This window comes from Candidatus Nitrosopumilus sediminis (assembly GCF_000299395.1).
Taxonomy (GTDB): domain Archaea; phylum Thermoproteota; class Nitrososphaeria; order Nitrososphaerales; family Nitrosopumilaceae; genus Nitrosopumilus; species Nitrosopumilus sediminis.
Window position 1 is genome coordinate 580332 of sequence record NC_018656.1, and the last position, 18299, is coordinate 598630.

Here is an 18299-nt window from a genome sequence, read left to right on the forward strand (position 1 = left end):
TTCATTTCACAATCATTACTGAACATGGAGAAGATTGAGAGAGTTTATTTGAAACGCTTCCTAGTAAGAATCTAGTTACAGCACCAAGTCCTTTATTTCCAACAATTATAAGATCACATTTTTCCTTTTTAGCAACTTTTTCAATTTCACTTACAATGTTTCCTTCTTTTAAAATAATTTTTGCAGTTATTCCTTTTTTGGAAAGCATGACCTTGGAGTTATTCAAAATTTTTGTTCCAAATTTTTGAAGCATTCCCAAGTATTCTTTACGATCTAGTAAATTAACAGGGATAGATTTTTCGACAACATATATCAAAATAAGTTCAGAGTCAAATATTTTGACAAATTCACATGCACGTTTTAATGCTTTTTCAGAATATACAGATCCATCTAGAGGTACAAGGATTTTCTTGTAATTATTTGATGTCATTTTACTACCAATACAGGTTTTTTAGATTTGTGCAAAACATAGTTAGAAACACTACCTAAGAAAATTTCTTTTGCAGCACTTCTTCCACGGGCACCAATAACAACTAAATCAATTCCATTTTTTGAATTGTTTGCAAAACGTGCAATATCATATCCAGGATCTCCTGCAATTGCTTTTCCAGTTAACATAATTCCTTTTTTTGCTGCACGCAATTTTGCATCAGCAAGTAGTTTTTTTACTTCCTTCATAGAATTAAAATCTAAGAATCCAAGAGGATGAATTGCATATATTCCAGGCACCGTTTTTATGGCTAAAGCAGTGATGGTCCCTTGAGATTGCCTTGCGAGGTGGATAGCCATATCCAATCCACGAAGGGAATTTTTAGAACCATCTAGAGGCACAAGGATTTTCTTTGTTTTGACTGCCATATATTAATAAAATATCATTTCTGGTTTAAAGACTTATGTGATTATCTTTATTGATTTTCAATATTGGTAATTTAGAATTTATATCATATAATTGAAAAAAATAATTAGAATATGAATAGTACATTTGTTAGCGATGTAATGAATAAGGATGTGTTAACTCTAGACAAATCAACGTCATTACAAGAAGCGGCAGAACATATGAAAAAATTAGGAGTAGGGTGTGTAATTGTTACAGAAAATGACAAGCCAATTGGGATTATTACTGAAAGAGATTTTGTGACAAAAATTGCTGCAGAAGGAAGACCATTATTTACAGAAATAAAAGAAGTGATATCATCGCCATTAATCACAATTGATTCAGATGAAACGATCTGGGAAGCATCCGAATTGATGAAAGAGAAGTTAATTCACAAGCTTCCAGTCAAAGAAAATGATGAGATCGTAGGGATTATTACAACATCAGATATTGTAAGAATATCAAGTGTGGGTTCAGATTCAGAAATGAGAAGAATTTGTGATCAAATTCTTTTACGAATGAAAGACGAGTAGTTAAAAGAGATATTCACTTAAATTATTGAAATTAAGACAGTTAACATTATGATGGCAGGTGATGCAGGTGCAGCAGTTCTTGAAACAAAAGACGAAGGACCTAAAATACCAGACAAAAATAAAACAAAGTTTGATGTAATTATTATCGGAGCAGGTCCTTCTGGATACACTGCAGGAATTTATTGTTCAAGAGCAGGTTATGATACGTTAATTTTATCAGGAATTTTACCAGGAGGACAATTAGTAAATACTACTGAAGTTGAAAACTATCCAGGATTTGAAAACGGCATTATGGGTCCTGACTTGATGATAGAGATGAGAAAACAATCTCAAAGGATGGGAACTACAATCATAGATGATGTTGCAGTGGATGTAGATTTTAGACATAAACCATTCAAAGTTTTAACAGCATCAGAAGAATATGAAGGACGAGCAGTAATTATCGCAACTGGAGCAAATCCAAGAAAATTAGGGTTAGAAGGAGAAGAAACATTTGCTGGTAAAGGGGTTTCATATTGTGCTACATGTGATGGGCCATTCTTTAGAAATCAAGATATAATTGTTGTAGGTGGAGGGGATTCAGCTATTGAAGAAGCAACGTTCCTTACAAAATTTGCAACAAAGGTACATCTAGTTCATAGAAGAGGAGAATTGCGTGCAAGTAAAATTATGCAGGAGAGAGCACTTAACAATGAAAAAATAAAATTTCATTGGGATTCAGCAGTGACTGAAATTAAAGGAGACCAAAAAATGCAGCAAGCAGTTTTAAAAAATCTAAAAACAAATGAAGAGTCTACATTAGATGCAGGAGGACTGTTTGTCGCAATTGGACACGAGCCAAATACACAATTATTCAAAGGTCAAATTGATTTAGATGAGGATGATTATGTGGTATTAAAAAATAAAACACATACCAATATCGAAGGAATTTTTGCAGCAGGGGATGTGCACGATAGAAATTACAGACAAGCAATTACAGCGGCAGCTTTTGGATGCATGGCAGCAATTGACTTGGATAAATATCTCACAGAGAGTGCAGATAAATAATAATGAAGAATGCCCAATGCAAAAAATGTCTCAATAAATTTTACGAGAAAGAAATCTACACTATTCAACAATTCCAATATAGAAAACAACCAACATACCAATGGTCAGTAAAATATTTTGAAAAACTAGGAATTACTGAATGGGATTCATTTTGTGAAGACTGTATACTATTTTACTTAAAGGAATCAGAAAAAGAATGGAAAAATACAGGATCTAAACTCTTTATTGGTAAGAATGAAAGATGAAGAACAATGAGTGAAGAACCAGAAAATCTTAAAAAAACTGCAAAAGAGCATAGTGACAAACTAGCAAAATTAGGAATGGATTTAGGAGAAAATCAGTTTAGTTATAGGATTGAAGAAAAAGTAACTAAAGAGTACTGGCAACAAAGAATGAAAGATTTTAAAAAATATAATGAAAAAGGTTTAGAATATTATAATCAAGTTCATGCAATGATGAATCTAGTAAACAAAGAAGAGGCGCAAATGTTCCTTTTACGTATAAGTAAATTCAGGCAACTAAGTAAAGAATTGTTGGAAACAATGGAGACAATTAAAGAAAATCCTTCAATAATTGATTCTAAAGATAAACAGCAAAGTTCATGGAGTCGGGAAATTAAAAATAAAATCACAGAACAGAGTAACAAATGTTTACGACATGAAATGGATATGAATTCTTCATTTAGAGAATTTTATGATAAATATTTGAAAAAAATTCTTGAATAATTCAGTAGGCTAATTCTGACATGTATTTTGCATCCTTAAGAGAATTATCAAATTCTTCCTCAGTCATTACATTTTGAGTAGCATAAACACTTTTGAATTTTCTTCCATCATCAGCAAATATTCCTACAACACATGCATCCCCTTCTATAGGATATTTTTTCATGCATGCATATACTGCTGCAGATGAAGGACTGATCAAGAGTTTATCTTTTGCATACACATCTTTTACAACTGAAAATGCTTCATCATTGTCAACAGACACCCAATCATCTACAACATTTTCTCGTTTCAAGAATAAATCAGGCTTTGCGGATTCTTCAAAATTTCTCCAACCCTGAATCAAATGATTTTGTTGTGGTTGACATCCAATAATCTTTACATTAGGATTTTTTTCTTTGAGGAAAGCACCAATTCCAGTAATAGTACCTCCAGTACCAACACCAGTAAAGAAGTGAGTTACTTTGCCTTCAGTTTGTTTCCAAATTTCAGGTCCAGTTCCAACATAGTGTCCTTTGAAATTAGCTTCATTGGCATATTGGTTTGGGGAATAATAGGTATCAGGTCTAGAGGAAGCAATCGAAGTGGCAAGAGCAATACTCTGATCTGTGCCAGCACCTACTTTAGGGCACAGATCATCGCTGGTTTCAAAAACTTTAGCTCCTAATTTTCTAATGATATCTTTAGTTTCATTACTTGCTTTTTCTGGAATAACAATTTCAACTTTGTATCCAAGTACATTTGCAATTCCTGTCAATGCAATTCCAGTGTTACCTGAAGTTGGCTCAATGATAATGCTTTTTCCTTTTTTTAAAATTCCTTTTTCTTCACCATCTTTAATCATCCAGTAAGCAGCTCTGTCTTTTACAGAACCAAACGGATTATGACCTTCTAATTTAGCAAAATATTCTACATTATCGTGAGAAAGTGAATCTAAATGAACCAAAGGAGTATTGCCAACACGATTCAACACATCTGTATCAGTGACAGTAGTCATGATTTAGTTTATTTCACCTTTTTAATTTTGAACGTAATGGTATCGCCATCTTTTGACATATCCATTAACTCATGTCCATTTCGGGTAACCCATCTAGAAATATCATCTTCTGCAGCTGGATCATCAGCAGATACAGTAATGATATCACCTACTTGCATTCTTTCAATTTCAATTTTTGTTCTAAACACAGGTTCAGGACAAAACAATCCAGTTGCATCTAATTTTTTTTCAGTAGATTCTGACATTAGTAACTAATTTTTAAAGACCGATTTGTCATATTAAAATCTATTTTAACAAGTGAAAATGTAGCTATAACAATTAGCTTTTCCTATCATCATTGTTAGAATAATTTTAAAAATAAAACTTTATTCTATGCCTGAAATTTAACCCCAAATCTAATTTTTATCTGGATATAGTAAGATCTACTATCTAATGATGATGGTCAGAACCTCAATTGGATTTAGATATATCCTTTAGGAGTTTAGAGAACTAAACTAATTTTCAGACTCTCGAGGCGACTAGTCAAGTTATTTCAATGACCAAATTGAGTTTATCCTAAAGCAAATCAACCACATCTTGTCTTAATAAGCAGGAAACCGCATATTATAGCGGATAAAAACATTACATGTCACTTGAGATCAATGAATTAACTGGAATTTTAAATGAAGTTAGAAATGAACTTGCCAATCTGATATTGTTGGCTAACAGTAAAAATGAAAAAATTGACATAAAAAAACTCTCTCAAAAGGCTCATGAATTGGATAGAATAATTGCTGTTTCCAGGATTTCTGGTAAAGACAAACTAATGTTACAAAAATTTTCTGCAACTCTAGTACAAGATAATACAACTGTCAAAAACCTGAGATATGAAAAACAAGACCTTGAAAGGATATTTTCCAACCTGGAGGACTTGATTCAATGAATACAATACAATCGTACGGTCAAAAAATTTGTTCAGACTGTAAGAGAATGCATTGTCAAAATGGATGTAATTGTGATTGTCATTGGGATAAAAACAGGTAAATTTATTGTTAAATCATTTAGTAACTCAAGACACTTGTTCGCATAATGCCAAAGTCAAGATGTCAGGATACAAGGACATATACGAATGTACACGATGCCACAAATTCATTACAATCAGCATGCCCAAAGAGATTGATCATGGTGCTCCACAATATTTAGAAAATAGCTGGGAAGATGATGATTAAATTAATTATCAACTCAAATGTATTGGATAGCAAGATCCATATTTTCAGATAACTTAAATTCTATTTTTGTTCCTCTCGAATGTCTTTTTTTAATTTATCGAGAGTTTCCACATATTCTTTTTTAGATAAATTTTCAGGTTTTGTTTTGTTGTTTTTGTTAATTTGAGGATGTTTTGTGTGTTTTTTCATAATAATGTACTTTATGGATGGGTCACTTTAGTAGTTAAGGAGCAGTATAGTTGTGTCTATTCGATAGCAAATCAACTACATCTCGTTTTAATAAGCAGATTCAACCTATGTAATCATGTTAAAAAGACTATTTTCAAAAATTAAAGGAATACAAGATAAGACATCAAAAGAAGTTAATTCATTCAAAAAATCCAAAGATGAATTAAAGGATTCAACAAAATGAGATATAATTGCAGAGAATGCAGTTACAAATGGGATGGAAATTCAGATACTTTTTCTAATGTATTGATACATGAAAAAACTCATTTGAAAATCAACAAAATTGTTTCAACGGAAGTGACAGCATAATGATGGCACTAAATGATTTGAAAGCATGTGAAAATTGTGGCAACATATTCTCAAAAAAGATATTGTCTAAAATTGTAAATCGATGCCCTGCATGTAATGTATGGAAGAAAGTTGTTGTATAATCATGTGGAATGAGAGGAGGCGAAAAGAAATTTCAAATTTAAAACAACTCAGTATGCCTAGACATAAAAAAACATACTATGCATTCGCAGGAGGATTATTGGTAATTGCAATAGTAATGACATTGTGGTAAAACAATAATTTCTTTTTTATCTCTTCAGAATTAAATCAAAATAAAACCTGAAAATCTTAATCGAAAAAAGAATTGGATGGTTTATGTGTAGAGGAATACCATGTTAATTAGGATGTCATATGATTGAATTGACTTTATTTTACGAGTCATAAAGTTATTTATTGAAATCAATGATTTTTCTTTATTCTATACAAGAATTCTTTGTGTTAAAACGGTATAAACACCAACGATTGAAAATCCAAATGTGATTCCTGACAGGAATATGTAGACATAGTGTACTCTCTTACTTACTTTTTCATCTAATTGAGGAATTGCTATCATAGGAATTACTGCTACCAAAAGAGAATAATACAATAATCGTACATAAGGAGTTGTAAAAGATATGGTGTAGACAAGATATTCTTCAGGATCTTTTGGAAGTTCTTCTAAAGCAAAAATCTCAGATATTGAAATTATGAATGAAATACTTAGGCCTATGAGGAATAGTTTAAGCGATGTTCGCATTCTTTTCAGAGATTTTAGAGTTGAATATAAAGCAAATCAGTTTGAAATCAAAGTCATGTTAGAACCGAGAACAATATCTGCAGAAGCATATTGTTTTATGCAATAATTAATAGGAAAAATAACGACAGATAATCCAAATTCTTCAAATAAATCCAATAGTTTAAACAATATGCATCAAGAGCATACAATCAACAGATAGCCTCAAATCAACGTTGTCCAAAAATATTCTTGTTCAAAATGAAGTTTAATCTTAGAAAAGCAGGTATGGGTTTAGGGCCTGCATTATTTTTTCTAATTCTATTTATGCCAACACCCGAAGGAATGTCATATACTGCAAAAGCTGTTTTGGCAATTTCGGTATGGATGATTACTTGGTGGATCACAGAAGCCATTCCAATTTATGCAACTGCACTGCTACCAATGGGATTAATTCCAACATTAGGAATATTGCCTGTTAAACAAATTGCAGCTGAATATATGCATCCAATAATTGTTTTGTTACTTGGAATGTTCATGATAGCATTAGCTATTGAAAAATCAGGATTGCATAAAAAAATTGCATTTGAATTAATATCAGTATTTGGGTATTCCCCAAAGAGAATTGTATGGGGGTTTATGATTACAACTGCATTACTATCTACAGTGGTCATGAGTACCACTGTTGTTTTGATATTACTTCCAATTGCAGGAGTAGTCCTAGCAGCATTATCTAAAACAAATTTCATTACAACAAAATTCAGAGTTATTTTCATGTTGTCTGTGGCATATTCATCATCAATTGGCAGCGTGGCAACATTGATTGGTGCACCACCAAACTTGCTTTATGCAGCAACAGTAATGGAGATGTTTTCACATAAAGTGACGTTTGTGGAATGGTCTTTGCTCGGAGTACCACTTTCAATCTCAATGTTAATTCTTTGTGGGTTATACATGACCAGGCAAATTGGAAAAAGTAATTTTGAGACAACAGATGAAATCAAAAAAACACTACTTTTAGAAAAATCTCAAATAGGAAAAATTACGATGGAGCAAAAAACAGTTTTAGCAGTATTGTTAGGAGTGATGACTTTGATGTTCACTATGCCTTTATGGCAGCCTGAGAGTTCTTTTATTACAAATTCGGTGATTGCCATTCTGGGCGGAATCTCACTCTTTGTGCTACCAAAAACACGTTCTGAAAGTTTGATGAATTGGGCAGGAATTGAAAGATTGCCATATGGATTATTGTTTTTACTTGGTGGAGGATTTGCATTATCCTTGGCATTTGTAGACTCTGGATTAGCGAATTGGATTGCCCATTCTCTTTCATTTGTGGGAGATTATCCGTTTGAGTTGGTGATTTTGGTGTTAGTCGCAATGATCATGTTTTTGACAAATGTCAAATCAAATACTGCTACAGCTGCAATTTTCATTCCAATAGTTGGAACAATGGCTGTGTTAAATGGATGGACGCCATTGCCTATTTTGTTTGCAATAACTGTTGCAACATCATTTGCGTTTCTATTACCTATGGGAACACCTCCAAATGCACTCATCTATGAAAAAGCACAGATTCCAATTAAAGCGATGGTAAAACATGGAATGGTTCTCAACATGATGGCAATAGGTTTAATTTCGGTATTTACAATTCTTGTTTCAACAAAAATTCTAAACTGAACTCATGTTATGTATTAGTGGCCAATTTATTTAAGCCACACTTCATCTAGATACAAAATCTATTTGAGTTTATTACTGTGAATTGAAAGTAATTAAGTCATAAATGTTCCTAACCTGATTATGGGCACAAATCAGAGGCAAATTATCACCATTTCGCAGTTAAATCTTGGTCGTTTTAGTCAATCAAGATGCAACAATGCTAATATAAAATGAATTATTTTTACACATGTTTAATACAAATAACAACCATACAGTGTGATGTCTAAATTAATATTTGAGAAAACACCTAATTGGGAATCTGCAAGCAAATTAATTCTAAGTTTTCCAGGAATTCGATTTATTGGAGTTATAAGCAATTTAGGTAATCTTGTTGTAGGGGATTACAAAAAAGGGATAGTACCAATTGCAAAAATGGATGAATATAAGATCTGTATGGAGCATGCATTGGAACTATTCATGAAAAAGGATCTTGATGACTCATTGGGACCCCTGGATTACATAGTGTCAAAAAGAAAAAAGTTAAAGATAATCACAATTCCGACAAATGCTAACATTGTATTGATATCTGCCGAATCTACTATGGCCATAGAACCTATCATTGATGAAATAATTCGATCTTTGAAGGATATGCCGTAAAAGGATTAGTCTAAAAAATTGTGTATAAAATTAAAGCAATAGTGAGAAATTCAACTTTATCTGATGTCGAAAAATCTCTGATGGATATTTCAACTTTTTCAGCATATCAAGTTCAGATTACAGAAATACATCATTCACATAAAGGCTTGAAATCTGATACAAGTGATTACATTCCTAAATCAAAAATTGAACTTTTGTGTGCTGATAAAGATAAAGAGGAAATTATTAGCACTATACAAAAAACTGCAAACACGGGCCAAAAAGATGATGGTGTAGTGGTTAGTTATAAAATTGATAAATTTGGAAAAATTTGTGATATTGGAGTTGACCTTATTACATACTAAGATGTTGTTTCAATTTTAAGCATGATTGTAATTAGTGCCAAAAGCAAAATAATGTTCAAATCATTCACTACAAGTTAAAGAAAAAAGACTAGTGTTTGAATTGAAAATAATCTTTGCTTTGATTCCTATTGTAGTGTTGTAGGTAGAAAGTTTTAGTTAATATTCTTTAGTAAAATCGTCTTTCTTCAGATCATCTTTTTTATTTTCGGCCAATACACAGGGATGCTTGTTGAAATTTGCCATATCAGTAAAAATTTCACGACATTTCATACATTCAGTTGTTCCAGACATACAATATTAAAGTCCCATTAGTATTTTAATTAAATTTACAATTAACTATCCAGCATTAACCATCTGAAGAACAGCGTTGTTCTTTAGAACATCTTGTGGAAATTGAACGTATACAGTTACTTTCTTATCAAAATCAATGATGACATTGTTAAACAATGTCTTGTATAGGTTGACTTTTCGGCCGCTTGAAGCGATTACATATCCTGCCTTTATCAAAAACCCCTCTTCTATCAGAATATTGATTTTTCTATATCCTGATGTATGTGGGATATCTAGTTTTTCCAATATTTCCTGAATTGTATGTCTAACCCCCATTGATGCGTGTAGGATCTTTGATGTGTCATCATCGCTAAATGCTTTTAGAATAGATTTGCAGGTTGTCTGTTCAAATACGGTAAATCTTTTTTCAACCACATCATTCTCTGATTTGGTTTTTGGATTTAGATAATTTAACATAGTTTAAAAGAAAAAGAAGAGATTATCTTAAGCTACCAGACATCAATACTGCTAATACTGGAAGTATTAGAATTTGTTTTGTTCTTGTCATTGTTTGTATTGCTAAAAATAATGTGTTAAGTCACGCTGACATAGTAATGTGTTTGATGTACATGTACGGCAACATAGAATACGCATTGGTAAGTATTTTGAAATAATTAAATAATTTTAGAAATCCTTTTAAAATTCAATTGTTGTAAAGTGTTATTTATTTTCTAAACAGACACCATTTAATCTGAGGAATACATGTGATCGGAATGGGCATGGGAAAATATGACATCTGTTATTGTAATTGATGATAATGAAGACATTGTTTATTCAATGTCAGAACTTTTAGAAATGTATGGGGTAGATGTTGTTGGAAAAGCACATGATGGGTTAGAAGGATCTGAATTATTTGATCAATTGCGTCCTGATGCTGTTTTGCTGGATTTGATGATGCCCGAATATGATGGGATATATGCATTAAGAAAAATTAGAGAAATTGATCCTAACAGTGTAGTCCTAATTGTAACTGGAGGTTCACATGACTTGATGAGTGAGGAACTAGATTCATTAGTGCCTACAAAAATTTTGTTTAAACCTTTTGATGTAAATGATTTAGTTGAGATAATACTGGAAGAGACAAATAATACAATGCCATTTAGAGTTGAATATTTATTTAATGATGACTCTAAATCATATGCTTGTCTTCTTACACTTGAACAATACAAAAATTTTAAAAATTTACCTGCAATTGCAGAATGTAAAATAACCAAAAATAACGAAAAAAATACGAAATTGCATAAAGAAGAAATGCAAAAAGCATTAGATTTAGCTGCTCAAAATGATGTCAGTCATATCCAAAAACTATCTCAGATCGTTGAATAACTGATTATTTTTTAGGTCTTCTTCTAGGATTCTTTTCATAAAATTTCTCAACATTTTCCTTCCACTCTTTAGTTTCTGCGAGTCGTGAGCGATTATGGGGTTTTTTTCCGTTGTTTGATAGTATTGTACTGTTATCCTCATAGAATCTGTCTGTTTCATTGATCAAGATGTCTAGAAATTCTGAAGCTCCTTTAACTTCATCCCCTTTGGGTTCACGATGAGTTAGTATGGATTTTGCAAGTGTCTCTATCTTTGCTATTTTTATTCTATATTCACTAAGAATTCTGTGCTCAAAAGAAATCATTTCGTTTTGATTGCATTTTACTAGTGTATGTTCATTTCGGTGTGTTGTTTTTACTTGAAATATTGGCTTTTCAACCATACATTGATTTGTCAATCGTAGTATCTGTTGTATTATTCTGTGCTAAAAGTCCGCTAAAATTTGAACGGAGAATTTTTTGAACATGCCCTGAAACTCTTGCCACGTTATCCCATGTGTTATGAAATGACACTCTGTCCAAAACCTCTTCATCTATATGAGAAAATATAGCTAAACCTACAATGTTTTCGCCATCTTTAATCCATTGATGGCCTACATTACATATAGTACAAATTTCACTAATTTCCATTATTGCTTTTGAAAATGATGGATTTTTCATTACCAATAACTTTGAATCTTGAGGTGGAAATCGCATATTTACATTAACATGAATTCTGTCTGATCTGTTTGCATTTTTACTAACTATCACATTTGTCCCCACATGAAACTGCCAGTCTATAATCTTGCTTTTTTCTCGAATTTTTTCAGTTTGATCTTCATAATTGATGTTTGTAACTTTGATGAAATTCTCAACTAGGGTTTTCATTTCTTCTGATGACTTTGCCATGGCTATGATTATTTCTTGTTCAATATATGCATGTTAGAGAAAAAAGGAGTTAATGGCTGTGTCCACAACCACAGGAATCATGACCTTCATGTCCTTGAGATTCGGTTCCTGCACATTTGGAACATTTGTCTGAACCCGTTGGGGAAAAGAAACCAATTCCGCATGATACGCATTTTTGATTTGACATGATGTTTCTAAAAAATTGCTGTATTTAATGAATACGTATTGTTTGTACATAAATAATATGGATTTATTGCTACTCTTTTTTCTGAAATACTCTGTATTCACCAATGACGGAGTTACATTTGTGACAAGTGTATTGACCCCTCTCTATCAAGATCAACCCATCTGCAACTGCCTCGTTTGGCTGCTCCTCAATCTGTATTTGAGTAGGCCCATCAAACTCAGAATCACATTGTTTACAAAAATGTTTTGACATTTTTGCTGTATCCAGTTTTTCAAGTGATGACAAAAAATGCTTATCTATATTTGGAACAAGTTTTGATTTGATCACTTGTTCGTCTGTTAGATCTGCATTGATCCATCCCCCTGAACCTGCTAGTTGAATTTCTGTCAATCTGATTTATTGTTTTGATTGGTATTAAAATACTGTTTGTACCATCACGGAAAAAAAGTCAGTCTCCTTTACTGTGGAGACTCTGAAATGCATTAACTAGTTTATGTGAGCATTGGGCTCTTCCAGCTAACACCGCGAGATGTCTCTGACTCAATGAATCTGTTAGGATGATGTTTTTGTTAAAAAACCAGAATCAAAAATAATTACTTTTAGGTTAAATTTCTAAACGTACGATCAATATCACTCGTATCTGAGTGAGAAATAGCTTCATAATTCGGCAATATTCATCAAATTTGAGGAAATCAGATAGAACCCGTTGTAATAATCATCAGCATAAGATTGCCATTTACACAGTAATTAAGACTTTGAATTTCTTTCCCGCCTCGTCTGTTTGGTCTTAAATGATATTTTGAGTTGTTTTTAATTCCCTTTTTCATTTGAACGATTATAGAGTATTCTTGCTTCTTGCCAAGAGTACCATACAAAGTTCCACACTAAATCATCTATTTCGTTTCGTTGTTTTTCTGTGATTTGACTATTGCGTAAATTGTAGATTATCTTTCCTCTCATAGTACCTAATCTGACTCCAAGCATAACGCATTCTCTGTTGTTTTTAGGTAATGTCTTGCCTCTAAAATTTTCAGGTGCAGAATCAAATGCCTCAAAATGTCCTGGTTTCCATTGGAACTTTGATTTATCAAAGACTTCAAGGATGAGTGCTATGGTGTCATAATCTAATTTTTTCTTGTCTAATTTTTCTTTAATTAATTCTTCTGAAACTTTTTTTATTTCTTTATCGAGTTTTTTCTCTAATTCTTTGAAAGATTTTGATTTAGAATTTTCACTCATTGATATGTTGCATGAAATTGTAAACTTAAGCGTATTGGTATATTTTTGAATTACTCTTTTTGATTTTTCTCTTTGTTGTCTTTATCGTTAAATACAAGATCAGAGTCTCCTTCCTCTTTTTTCCATTTTTCATATTCTTTTTTCTGTCTAATCATTTTTTCACGATATTCTTCTTCCATTTTGAATTGTATACTATAATTGTAAACTTAAGCGTATTGATAATTATCTAATAATTAATGAATGTCTTTGAGTTTGATGTGGTAATCATCTCTGCCATTTCAATTGTCATGTTCTCTTTTATTGAAATCTCTCTCATTTCATTTTGATGTTCTTCTTTCAGATGTTTTAAGAATTCATCTTCTTCTATGTTATTGCGCTTGTAATTACAAGATGGTATTATACAGTTAAAATTCAACGATGCACCCTATTATCCTGTCTGTTTTTAAAAATTATCGATTATCTCATGGTAACATAAGAAGCATACAAAATTGATGAAACTATGACTGAAATGCCTACAATTAGGGCCAGTTCTTTTCTTGAGAATACGTTTGTTCTAAAACTCATGACCTTTTTAAAAAATCATGAACTTAATAATTTACATCAAAAAAACGGTATTCAAATCTGTTATTTTATTAATCGTAAAAGATTTAGAAAAACCAGTAGATTCTTATCTAAAATTTTTAGGCAAAATATATGGCCAAAATTAAACAAAATTCTCCGGTATTATTCTTCTATAATAATTCAAAAAAATGGTTAACGAAAATTTCAAAAAATGAATCATTTCACACACACATTGGAATTCTAAAACATTCTGATGCAATTGGCAAAGAGTATGGCTCTAAATTAATCACAAACAAGGACAAGTATGTCTATCTTCTTGAACCTACAATGTATGATTATGTGATGAGAATTCAACATGGAACTCAGATTGTTTATCCAAAAGATATTGGGTATATTATTGCAAGAGCCGGAATAGGTGACGGACAAAAAATCTTGGAGATTGGAACTGGCAGTGGCTCTTTGACTTCTTTTGTTGCAAGTGTTGTAAAACCTCGTGGACATGTGTACACATTCGATGTTGATGAAAATTTCATGAAAATTGCTGAAAAAAATATCAAAAAAGCAGGAGTTTCAAAATATGTCACTCAACATAACATGGATTTGAAGACTGCCAAAAAAATGCCTTTAGAAAATATGGATGTTGCATTAATTGATTTAGGTGACCCTTGGGTTGTAATTCCTCAAGTTAGACAGATGCTTAAAGGAAGCGGTAGCGTATTTGCAATTTGTCCAACTATGAATCAATTGGAAAAATTAACTATGGCTTTAGTTGAAAATGAATTCACTGACATTGAATCAACTGAACATATAATTCGAAATATTGAAGCTAGGGAAGGAAAAACAAGACATTCTTTCCAAGGTATTGGTCATACCACATACCTTTGTTTTGCAAGAAAGGCTTTTTTTGGTAGATCTAGAGCATCTACAAAAAAGTCAAAACCTGCCGAAGCTAAAAAATCAACTTCAAAACCTGTGAAGAAATCAACAAAAACAATCAAAACCAAAAAATCAACTTCAAAACCTGTGAAGAAATCTACTCCAAAAACAAGTAAAAAGTCTCTTGAAAAATAATCCTGGTAATTTAATACAAAACAAGATTTATTCGACCATTTCTTAGAGAGTATTGCATGGTAAGAAAAAGTCTGACTACATCTATTGTGAAAAAATTCATTCCTGCTAGAAAAGCCAAATCTAGGAAAGGTGATAATGGAATTGTTCTAGTTGTTGGTGGGAGCTACATTTACCATGGTGCACCTATTTTGTCTTCTATTGCTGCATTGAAATGTGGAACTGATCTTGTGTATACTTCGGTTCCTAAAATTAACGTCACACCCACCAGAGCAATCTCTCCTAATCTAATCGTAATTCCATTAGTTGATCAAAAATTAACTCTTGGGGCAGTAAACAAGCTAATTGGGGCATTGCCACGTAATTTGCATTCAGCTACAATTGGAATGGGTCTTGCAATTCAAGAAAAAAATGCTTTGTTACATTTTGTAAAATCCTTACTGAATAGGGATGTTAGATTGTCTTTGGATGCAAGTGCACTAATTCCTGAGGTGTTGCCATTGCTTGCAAACAAAAATGTCGTAGTGACTCCTCATGCTGGGGAGTTCAAGCGATTATTTGGAGAACCTCCATCAAACTCTAAAAATGAACGAATCAAACTTGTAGAGAAAAAGGCAAAAGAATTTGGAATTACTGTATTACTAAAAGGTGCAACAGATGTGATTTCAAATGGTTCAATCACATATCTTAATGAGAAAAAAACTCCAGCAATGACTGTCGGTGGAACAGGTGATGTCTTATCTGGATTGGTTGCTGGATTATTATCAGTAAATCGAAATTCTTTGGAATCTGCAGCTGCTGCCACCTTCATTAATGGATTAGCCGGTAAATCTGCCCAAAAGAAATTAGGTTTGCATATGACTTCGATGGATCTTTTGGATGAAATTCCAAGTGTGATGAAGCCTTTTGATAGAATTGTGTGACTAGGATGATTGCTACAAAATATGTAGATTCTCACATGGAACATCTTGTTTCAGATTTACAGACATTGATTCGTCAACCTAGTGTGTCTGCAAAAAATGAAGGAATAGAAGAATGTGCAAAATTGGTGCAAAAATTATTAAAAAAATCTGGAATTAAATCCGAAATCTTGAGGTTGAAGAAAGGTATTGCGCCAATTGTATATGGGGAAATAAAATCAAAACAAAATCCTGAAAAAACATTGATGTTCTACAATCACTATGATGTTCAACCAGCTGAACCGTTTGACTTATGGGATGACCCTCCATTTAGTGGTGTCAGAAAAGGCAATAAAATTTTTGGGCGAGGTGCAACTGACGATAAAGGCGAACTAATCACTAGGATCAAAGCAGTTGAAGCATATCTTAAAACAACAGGTGATGTCCCATGCAACATTAAATTTGTAATTGAGGGTGAAGAAGAAACTGGCAGTGCGCATATTGAAGATTATTTGAAAAAATACCGCAAGAAATTTTCTTGCGATGGTGTTATCTGGGAATTTGGATATGTTGATGCAAAAAATAGACCTATCATTGGTCTTGGAATGAAAGGATTGCTCTTTGTAGAATTATCCATACAAGAATCCATTAGAGATGCACATTCAAGTTTGGCTGTGTTGATAAAAAATCCTGCATGGAGATTAATTGAGGCTGTACACACACTTCGAAATTCTGATGGTAAAATTCTCATTAAAGATTGGTACAAAGAGGTCTCACCATTATCCAAAAATGATTTAAAAATTATTCAAAATGAGCCTTTTGATGAAAATGTGTTCAAAAAAGAATTTGGAATAAAATCTTTTGTGGGAAATAAGAAGGGCTTGGAAGCAAAAAAGGCCATGGTTGGTGATGCTACTTGTAATATTGCAGGGTTTGTCTCCGGTTATACTGGAGATGGTGCAAAAACTGTTCTTCCTGGTAATGCTCTAATAAAAATAGATTTTAGATTGATTCCTAAAATGGACCCTAAAAAACAAGTATTACGATTAAAAAAACATCTCAAATCAAAAGGATTCTCAGATATATCTGTCAAGGTGTTTCATGGAGAAGCTGCTGCTAGAACTGATTCTTCACATCCATTTGTTTCTCAAGTAAAAGATGCCGCTGACAAATCTTTTGGTAACTCTATACTGAATGTCTCAAATGCAGGAACAGGTCCAATGCATCCTTTTGTTGAAATTCTAAAAGCACCTTGTATTTCTATAGGAAGCACATACATGTTTTCAAGAATTCATTCTCCAAATGAGTTTGCTAGAGTTGATTTACTCAAGAAAACTACAAAATGCATGTGCATGATCATGAATAATTTTGGAAAAACTTAATGAAGACATCTTGGTATTTTTTTGAGTGCTTGAGCAAGTGAGATTCTACCAGGACCTGTAATCATAATTAGTAATACTGATGCAAGCAAAATCAAATCCAATTCCACTCCTCCCTTACCAGTAATGCTTGATGCTCCTTTTACCATAAAAATTGCACCTAACATAATTACTGAAATCAATGATGCAGATAATCTACTTAACACTCCGATAATTATGAAAATGCCTGGAATTAATTCTGCCAATGCAATAGGAATTTGCATTTCTGCTGGTAATCCCATGTTTGGCAGATTTTCAGCAAATCCTGGATTAAATTTTGAAATTCCATGCAGAATAAAGATCACACCTATGGCTGATCTTAATCCCATGAAGACAATATCGTTTAGAAATTTTTCTCTAATTTCTGCAGAAGTCAATGTGTTTTTCCTTGATTTTCAGTATAATTATTTTGCCCATAAATTACTCGTCAAATGTAGAAAGCCCTTTATTATGCGGCAAAATTATTTGAAACATGTCAATGTATATGCCGGGGGCAACTGCTGTTGGAATTACTTTTGATGGTGGCGTAGTTTTTGCTAGTGAAAAAAGGATCGCATTTGGAAACTTTCTTGTTAGTAAATCTACAAAGAAAACATTCCCAATTACTAACAAAGTAGGTGCAACTTGCGCTGGTCTTGTGGCCGACATGCAAATCTTGACCTTACAAATTGCTGCTCTTGCTAAAATTAGAAAAATGGAGCTCAAAAGAGATGTTCCTCCAAACACTGTTGCTAAAATGATGTCAAATATGATGTATGAGAGAAGATACTTTCCATTATTGACCCAAGTAATTGTTGGCGGTGTTGTTGATAAACCAATTATGTATACCCTTGATCCTTTGGGCTCAGTACTTCCTGATGAATACGCTGCAGTTGGAACTGGAGCAGAAATGGCATTAGGTGTCTTGGATCCGCAATTCAAACCAAACATGACTAAAGATGAGGCCGTTGATTTGGCAAAACGTGCAGTACGTGCAGCTGCTCTTAGAGACTCTGCAAGTGGTGATGGACTTGATATACTTGTAATTACTAAAGATGGTACAGAAGAATATTCTGAAAATATCAAATAATTAA

32 protein-coding genes are annotated in these 18299 nt (G+C 32.7%); 16 read left to right on the plus strand and 16 right to left on the minus strand.

The window, feature by feature from the left end; all coding sequences use genetic code 11:
* Position 1 precedes the first annotated feature (1 nt).
* Together NSED_RS03525 and NSED_RS03530 are read right to left on the minus strand one after the other, a co-directional pair.
* The gene (locus tag NSED_RS03525) at positions 2-430 is read right to left on the minus strand and encodes a universal stress protein (protein WP_014964872.1); all 429 of its coding nucleotides are present in this window, start codon (positions 428-430) and stop codon (positions 2-4) included.
* Entirely contained in the window at positions 427-858 is a 432-nt protein-coding gene (locus NSED_RS03530) for a universal stress protein (RefSeq protein WP_014964873.1), read from the minus strand. Before NSED_RS03530 ends, NSED_RS03525 begins: the two co-directional genes overlap by 4 nt.
* 111 nt (positions 859-969) lie before the next feature.
* Between NSED_RS03530 and NSED_RS03535 the strand changes: the two genes are divergently transcribed.
* Genes NSED_RS03535 through NSED_RS03550 form a run of 4 tightly spaced genes read left to right on the plus strand, consistent with a single transcriptional unit; the run spans position 970 to position 3179 of the window.
* Positions 970-1407, plus strand: a complete 438-nt coding sequence (locus NSED_RS03535) for a CBS domain-containing protein (RefSeq protein ID WP_014964874.1) — start codon at positions 970-972, stop codon at positions 1405-1407.
* A 48-nt stretch (positions 1408-1455) separates the two neighbouring features.
* Entirely contained in the window at positions 1456-2454 is a 999-nt protein-coding gene (gene trxB, locus NSED_RS03540) for a thioredoxin-disulfide reductase (RefSeq protein WP_014964875.1), read from the plus strand.
* Between the two features lie 2 nt (positions 2455-2456).
* Positions 2457-2699, plus strand: a complete 243-nt coding sequence (locus NSED_RS03545; protein ID WP_014964876.1) for a hypothetical protein — start codon at positions 2457-2459, stop codon at positions 2697-2699.
* 6 nt (positions 2700-2705) lie between these two features.
* Entirely contained in the window at positions 2706-3179 is a 474-nt protein-coding gene (locus NSED_RS03550; protein WP_014964877.1) for a hypothetical protein, read from the plus strand.
* 1 nt (position 3180) lies between these two features.
* Here the strand turns inward: NSED_RS03550 and NSED_RS03555 are convergent, their stop codons facing one another.
* Both NSED_RS03555 and NSED_RS03560 read right to left on the minus strand, forming a co-directional pair.
* Positions 3181-4173 (minus strand): cysteine synthase family protein, encoded by a 993-nt coding sequence (locus NSED_RS03555; protein ID WP_014964878.1) that lies wholly within the window; start codon positions 4171-4173, stop codon positions 3181-3183.
* Positions 4174-4181: 8 nt separating this feature from the next.
* Positions 4182-4418, minus strand: a complete 237-nt coding sequence (locus tag NSED_RS03560) for a sulfurtransferase TusA family protein (RefSeq protein WP_014964879.1) — start codon at positions 4416-4418, stop codon at positions 4182-4184.
* Between the two features lie 380 nt (positions 4419-4798).
* Between NSED_RS03560 and NSED_RS03565 the strand changes: the two genes are divergently transcribed.
* Together NSED_RS03565 and NSED_RS03570 are read left to right on the plus strand one after the other, a co-directional pair.
* Positions 4799-5095 carry a hypothetical protein gene (locus NSED_RS03565; RefSeq protein ID WP_014964880.1) on the plus strand — a complete coding sequence of 99 codons (297 nt, stop codon included), beginning with the start codon at positions 4799-4801 and terminating at the stop codon, positions 5093-5095.
* 106 nt (positions 5096-5201) lie between these two features.
* A complete protein-coding gene (locus tag NSED_RS03570; protein WP_026089895.1) occupies positions 5202-5381 on the plus strand; it encodes a hypothetical protein in 180 nt (59 codons plus the stop codon).
* A gap of 60 nt (positions 5382-5441) precedes the next feature.
* Here NSED_RS03570 and NSED_RS10930 read toward each other — a convergent pair whose 3' ends face one another.
* A complete protein-coding gene (locus NSED_RS10930; protein WP_016939805.1) occupies positions 5442-5570 on the minus strand; it encodes a hypothetical protein in 129 nt (42 codons plus the stop codon).
* Between the two features lie 347 nt (positions 5571-5917).
* On the opposite strand from NSED_RS10930, the gene NSED_RS10720 reads away from it, so the two are divergent.
* Both NSED_RS10720 and NSED_RS10245 read left to right on the plus strand, forming a co-directional pair.
* Positions 5918-6040 (plus strand): hypothetical protein, encoded by a 123-nt coding sequence (locus tag NSED_RS10720; protein WP_014964881.1) that lies wholly within the window; start codon positions 5918-5920, stop codon positions 6038-6040.
* Positions 6019-6171, plus strand: a complete 153-nt coding sequence (locus tag NSED_RS10245; RefSeq protein ID WP_157861911.1) for a hypothetical protein — start codon at positions 6019-6021, stop codon at positions 6169-6171. Before NSED_RS10720 ends, NSED_RS10245 begins: the two co-directional genes overlap by 22 nt.
* A gap of 186 nt (positions 6172-6357) precedes the next feature.
* Here the strand turns inward: NSED_RS10245 and NSED_RS03575 are convergent, their stop codons facing one another.
* A complete protein-coding gene (locus NSED_RS03575) occupies positions 6358-6675 on the minus strand; it encodes a hypothetical protein (protein WP_014964882.1) in 318 nt (105 codons plus the stop codon).
* A gap of 237 nt (positions 6676-6912) precedes the next feature.
* On the opposite strand from NSED_RS03575, the gene NSED_RS03580 reads away from it, so the two are divergent.
* From NSED_RS03580 to NSED_RS03590, 3 genes are all read left to right on the plus strand, one after another.
* Positions 6913-8331, plus strand: a complete 1419-nt coding sequence (locus tag NSED_RS03580) for an SLC13 family permease (RefSeq protein WP_014964883.1) — start codon at positions 6913-6915, stop codon at positions 8329-8331.
* A gap of 258 nt (positions 8332-8589) precedes the next feature.
* Entirely contained in the window at positions 8590-8967 is a 378-nt protein-coding gene (locus tag NSED_RS03585) for a DUF6659 family protein (RefSeq protein WP_014964884.1), read from the plus strand.
* A gap of 20 nt (positions 8968-8987) precedes the next feature.
* Positions 8988-9311 (plus strand): P-II family nitrogen regulator, encoded by a 324-nt coding sequence (locus NSED_RS03590; RefSeq protein WP_014964885.1) that lies wholly within the window; start codon positions 8988-8990, stop codon positions 9309-9311.
* A 156-nt stretch (positions 9312-9467) separates the two neighbouring features.
* On the opposite strand, the gene NSED_RS10935 is transcribed toward NSED_RS03590, so the two are convergent.
* Both NSED_RS10935 and NSED_RS03595 read right to left on the minus strand, forming a co-directional pair.
* A complete protein-coding gene (locus NSED_RS10935; protein WP_016939738.1) occupies positions 9468-9602 on the minus strand; it encodes a hypothetical protein in 135 nt (44 codons plus the stop codon).
* Positions 9603-9647: 45 nt separating this feature from the next.
* Complete coding sequence (locus tag NSED_RS03595; protein ID WP_014964886.1) at positions 9648-10058, minus strand: helix-turn-helix domain-containing protein; 411 nt, start codon at positions 10056-10058, stop codon at positions 9648-9650.
* Between the two features lie 312 nt (positions 10059-10370).
* On the opposite strand from NSED_RS03595, the gene NSED_RS03600 reads away from it, so the two are divergent.
* On the plus strand, positions 10371-10967 hold the full coding sequence (locus NSED_RS03600; protein WP_014964887.1) for a response regulator: 597 nt from the start codon (positions 10371-10373) through the stop codon (positions 10965-10967).
* A 4-nt stretch (positions 10968-10971) separates the two neighbouring features.
* On the opposite strand, the gene NSED_RS03605 is transcribed toward NSED_RS03600, so the two are convergent.
* From NSED_RS03605 to NSED_RS03630, 7 genes are all read right to left on the minus strand, one after another.
* Entirely contained in the window at positions 10972-11349 is a 378-nt protein-coding gene (locus NSED_RS03605; RefSeq protein WP_014964888.1) for a hypothetical protein, read from the minus strand.
* Positions 11342-11854, minus strand: a complete 513-nt coding sequence (locus tag NSED_RS03610; RefSeq protein WP_014964889.1) for a hypothetical protein — start codon at positions 11852-11854, stop codon at positions 11342-11344. The genes NSED_RS03605 and NSED_RS03610 overlap by 8 nt, the downstream gene beginning before the upstream one ends.
* A 49-nt stretch (positions 11855-11903) precedes the next feature.
* Positions 11904-12041 carry a hypothetical protein gene (locus tag NSED_RS10440; protein ID WP_193353271.1) on the minus strand — a complete coding sequence of 46 codons (138 nt, stop codon included), beginning with the start codon at positions 12039-12041 and terminating at the stop codon, positions 11904-11906.
* Positions 12042-12110: 69 nt separating this feature from the next.
* Positions 12111-12431, minus strand: coding sequence for a hypothetical protein (locus tag NSED_RS03620; RefSeq protein WP_014964890.1), 321 nt, complete (start codon positions 12429-12431; stop codon positions 12111-12113).
* 420 nt (positions 12432-12851) lie between these two features.
* Positions 12852-13280 carry a hypothetical protein gene (locus NSED_RS03625; RefSeq protein ID WP_014964891.1) on the minus strand — a complete coding sequence of 143 codons (429 nt, stop codon included), beginning with the start codon at positions 13278-13280 and terminating at the stop codon, positions 12852-12854.
* A gap of 50 nt (positions 13281-13330) precedes the next feature.
* Positions 13331-13459 (minus strand): hypothetical protein, encoded by a 129-nt coding sequence (locus NSED_RS10940; RefSeq protein ID WP_016939740.1) that lies wholly within the window; start codon positions 13457-13459, stop codon positions 13331-13333.
* A 47-nt stretch (positions 13460-13506) separates the two neighbouring features.
* Positions 13507-13695 carry a hypothetical protein gene (locus tag NSED_RS03630; protein ID WP_014964892.1) on the minus strand — a complete coding sequence of 63 codons (189 nt, stop codon included), beginning with the start codon at positions 13693-13695 and terminating at the stop codon, positions 13507-13509.
* Positions 13696-13973: 278 nt separating this feature from the next.
* Between NSED_RS03630 and NSED_RS03635 the strand changes: the two genes are divergently transcribed.
* The 3 genes from NSED_RS03635 to NSED_RS03645 are packed head-to-tail and all read left to right on the plus strand — an operon-like array spanning position 13974 to position 17190.
* On the plus strand, positions 13974-14912 hold the full coding sequence (locus NSED_RS03635) for a tRNA (adenine-N1)-methyltransferase (RefSeq protein WP_014964893.1): 939 nt from the start codon (positions 13974-13976) through the stop codon (positions 14910-14912).
* 56 nt (positions 14913-14968) lie between these two features.
* Entirely contained in the window at positions 14969-15832 is an 864-nt protein-coding gene (locus NSED_RS03640) for an NAD(P)H-hydrate dehydratase (protein WP_014964894.1), read from the plus strand.
* Between the two features lie 5 nt (positions 15833-15837).
* Positions 15838-17190 carry a M20/M25/M40 family metallo-hydrolase gene (locus NSED_RS03645; RefSeq protein WP_014964895.1) on the plus strand — a complete coding sequence of 451 codons (1353 nt, stop codon included), beginning with the start codon at positions 15838-15840 and terminating at the stop codon, positions 17188-17190.
* On the opposite strand, the gene NSED_RS03650 is transcribed toward NSED_RS03645, so the two are convergent.
* The gene (locus NSED_RS03650) at positions 17187-17603 is read right to left on the minus strand and encodes a DoxX family protein (RefSeq protein ID WP_014964896.1); all 417 of its coding nucleotides are present in this window, start codon (positions 17601-17603) and stop codon (positions 17187-17189) included. The two genes, NSED_RS03645 and NSED_RS03650, sit on opposite strands and share 4 nt — an antisense overlap.
* Before the next feature lie 95 nt (positions 17604-17698).
* Between NSED_RS03650 and NSED_RS03655 the strand changes: the two genes are divergently transcribed.
* Positions 17699-18295, plus strand: a complete 597-nt coding sequence (locus NSED_RS03655; protein WP_016939742.1) for an Ntn hydrolase family protein — start codon at positions 17699-17701, stop codon at positions 18293-18295.
* Positions 18296-18299 lie beyond the last annotated feature (4 nt).

What these genes read in the sequence shown, in the direction of transcription:
- NSED_RS03525 (WP_014964872.1), bottom strand. Translation starts at nt 430, where the DNA reads ATGACATCAAATAATTACAAGAAAATCCTTGTACCTCTAGATGGATCT.
- NSED_RS03530 (WP_014964873.1), bottom strand. Translation starts at nt 858, where the DNA reads ATGGCAGTCAAAACAAAGAAAATCCTTGTGCCTCTAGATGGTTCTAAA.
- NSED_RS03535 (WP_014964874.1), top strand. Translation starts at nt 970, where the DNA reads ATGAATAGTACATTTGTTAGCGATGTAATGAATAAGGATGTGTTAACT.
- trxB (WP_014964875.1), top strand. Translation starts at nt 1,456, where the DNA reads ATGATGGCAGGTGATGCAGGTGCAGCAGTTCTTGAAACAAAAGACGAA.
- NSED_RS03545 (WP_014964876.1), top strand. Translation starts at nt 2,457, where the DNA reads ATGAAGAATGCCCAATGCAAAAAATGTCTCAATAAATTTTACGAGAAA.
- NSED_RS03550 (WP_014964877.1), top strand. Translation starts at nt 2,706, where the DNA reads ATGAGTGAAGAACCAGAAAATCTTAAAAAAACTGCAAAAGAGCATAGT.
- NSED_RS03555 (WP_014964878.1), bottom strand. Translation starts at nt 4,173, where the DNA reads ATGACTACTGTCACTGATACAGATGTGTTGAATCGTGTTGGCAATACT.
- NSED_RS03560 (WP_014964879.1), bottom strand. Translation starts at nt 4,418, where the DNA reads ATGTCAGAATCTACTGAAAAAAAATTAGATGCAACTGGATTGTTTTGT.
- NSED_RS03565 (WP_014964880.1), top strand. Translation starts at nt 4,799, where the DNA reads ATGTCACTTGAGATCAATGAATTAACTGGAATTTTAAATGAAGTTAGA.
- NSED_RS10930 (WP_016939805.1), bottom strand. Translation starts at nt 5,570, where the DNA reads ATGAAAAAACACACAAAACATCCTCAAATTAACAAAAACAACAAAACA.
- NSED_RS10720 (WP_014964881.1), top strand. Translation starts at nt 5,918, where the DNA reads ATGATGGCACTAAATGATTTGAAAGCATGTGAAAATTGTGGCAACATA.
- NSED_RS10245 (WP_157861911.1), top strand. Translation starts at nt 6,019, where the DNA reads ATGGAAGAAAGTTGTTGTATAATCATGTGGAATGAGAGGAGGCGAAAA.
- NSED_RS03575 (WP_014964882.1), bottom strand. Translation starts at nt 6,675, where the DNA reads ATGCGAACATCGCTTAAACTATTCCTCATAGGCCTAAGTATTTCATTC.
- NSED_RS03580 (WP_014964883.1), top strand. Translation starts at nt 6,913, where the DNA reads ATGAAGTTTAATCTTAGAAAAGCAGGTATGGGTTTAGGGCCTGCATTA.
- NSED_RS03585 (WP_014964884.1), top strand. Translation starts at nt 8,590, where the DNA reads ATGTCTAAATTAATATTTGAGAAAACACCTAATTGGGAATCTGCAAGC.
- NSED_RS10935 (WP_016939738.1), bottom strand. Translation starts at nt 9,602, where the DNA reads ATGTCTGGAACAACTGAATGTATGAAATGTCGTGAAATTTTTACTGAT.
- NSED_RS03595 (WP_014964886.1), bottom strand. Translation starts at nt 10,058, where the DNA reads ATGTTAAATTATCTAAATCCAAAAACCAAATCAGAGAATGATGTGGTT.
- NSED_RS03600 (WP_014964887.1), top strand. Translation starts at nt 10,371, where the DNA reads ATGACATCTGTTATTGTAATTGATGATAATGAAGACATTGTTTATTCA.
- NSED_RS03605 (WP_014964888.1), bottom strand. Translation starts at nt 11,349, where the DNA reads ATGGTTGAAAAGCCAATATTTCAAGTAAAAACAACACACCGAAATGAA.
- NSED_RS03610 (WP_014964889.1), bottom strand. Translation starts at nt 11,854, where the DNA reads ATGGCAAAGTCATCAGAAGAAATGAAAACCCTAGTTGAGAATTTCATC.
- NSED_RS10440 (WP_193353271.1), bottom strand. Translation starts at nt 12,041, where the DNA reads ATGTCAAATCAAAAATGCGTATCATGCGGAATTGGTTTCTTTTCCCCA.
- NSED_RS03625 (WP_014964891.1), bottom strand. Translation starts at nt 13,280, where the DNA reads ATGAGTGAAAATTCTAAATCAAAATCTTTCAAAGAATTAGAGAAAAAA.
- NSED_RS10940 (WP_016939740.1), bottom strand. Translation starts at nt 13,459, where the DNA reads ATGGAAGAAGAATATCGTGAAAAAATGATTAGACAGAAAAAAGAATAT.
- NSED_RS03635 (WP_014964893.1), top strand. Translation starts at nt 13,974, where the DNA reads ATGGCCAAAATTAAACAAAATTCTCCGGTATTATTCTTCTATAATAAT.
- NSED_RS03640 (WP_014964894.1), top strand. Translation starts at nt 14,969, where the DNA reads ATGGTAAGAAAAAGTCTGACTACATCTATTGTGAAAAAATTCATTCCT.
- NSED_RS03645 (WP_014964895.1), top strand. Translation starts at nt 15,838, where the DNA reads ATGATTGCTACAAAATATGTAGATTCTCACATGGAACATCTTGTTTCA.
- NSED_RS03655 (WP_016939742.1), top strand. Translation starts at nt 17,699, where the DNA reads ATGTCAATGTATATGCCGGGGGCAACTGCTGTTGGAATTACTTTTGAT.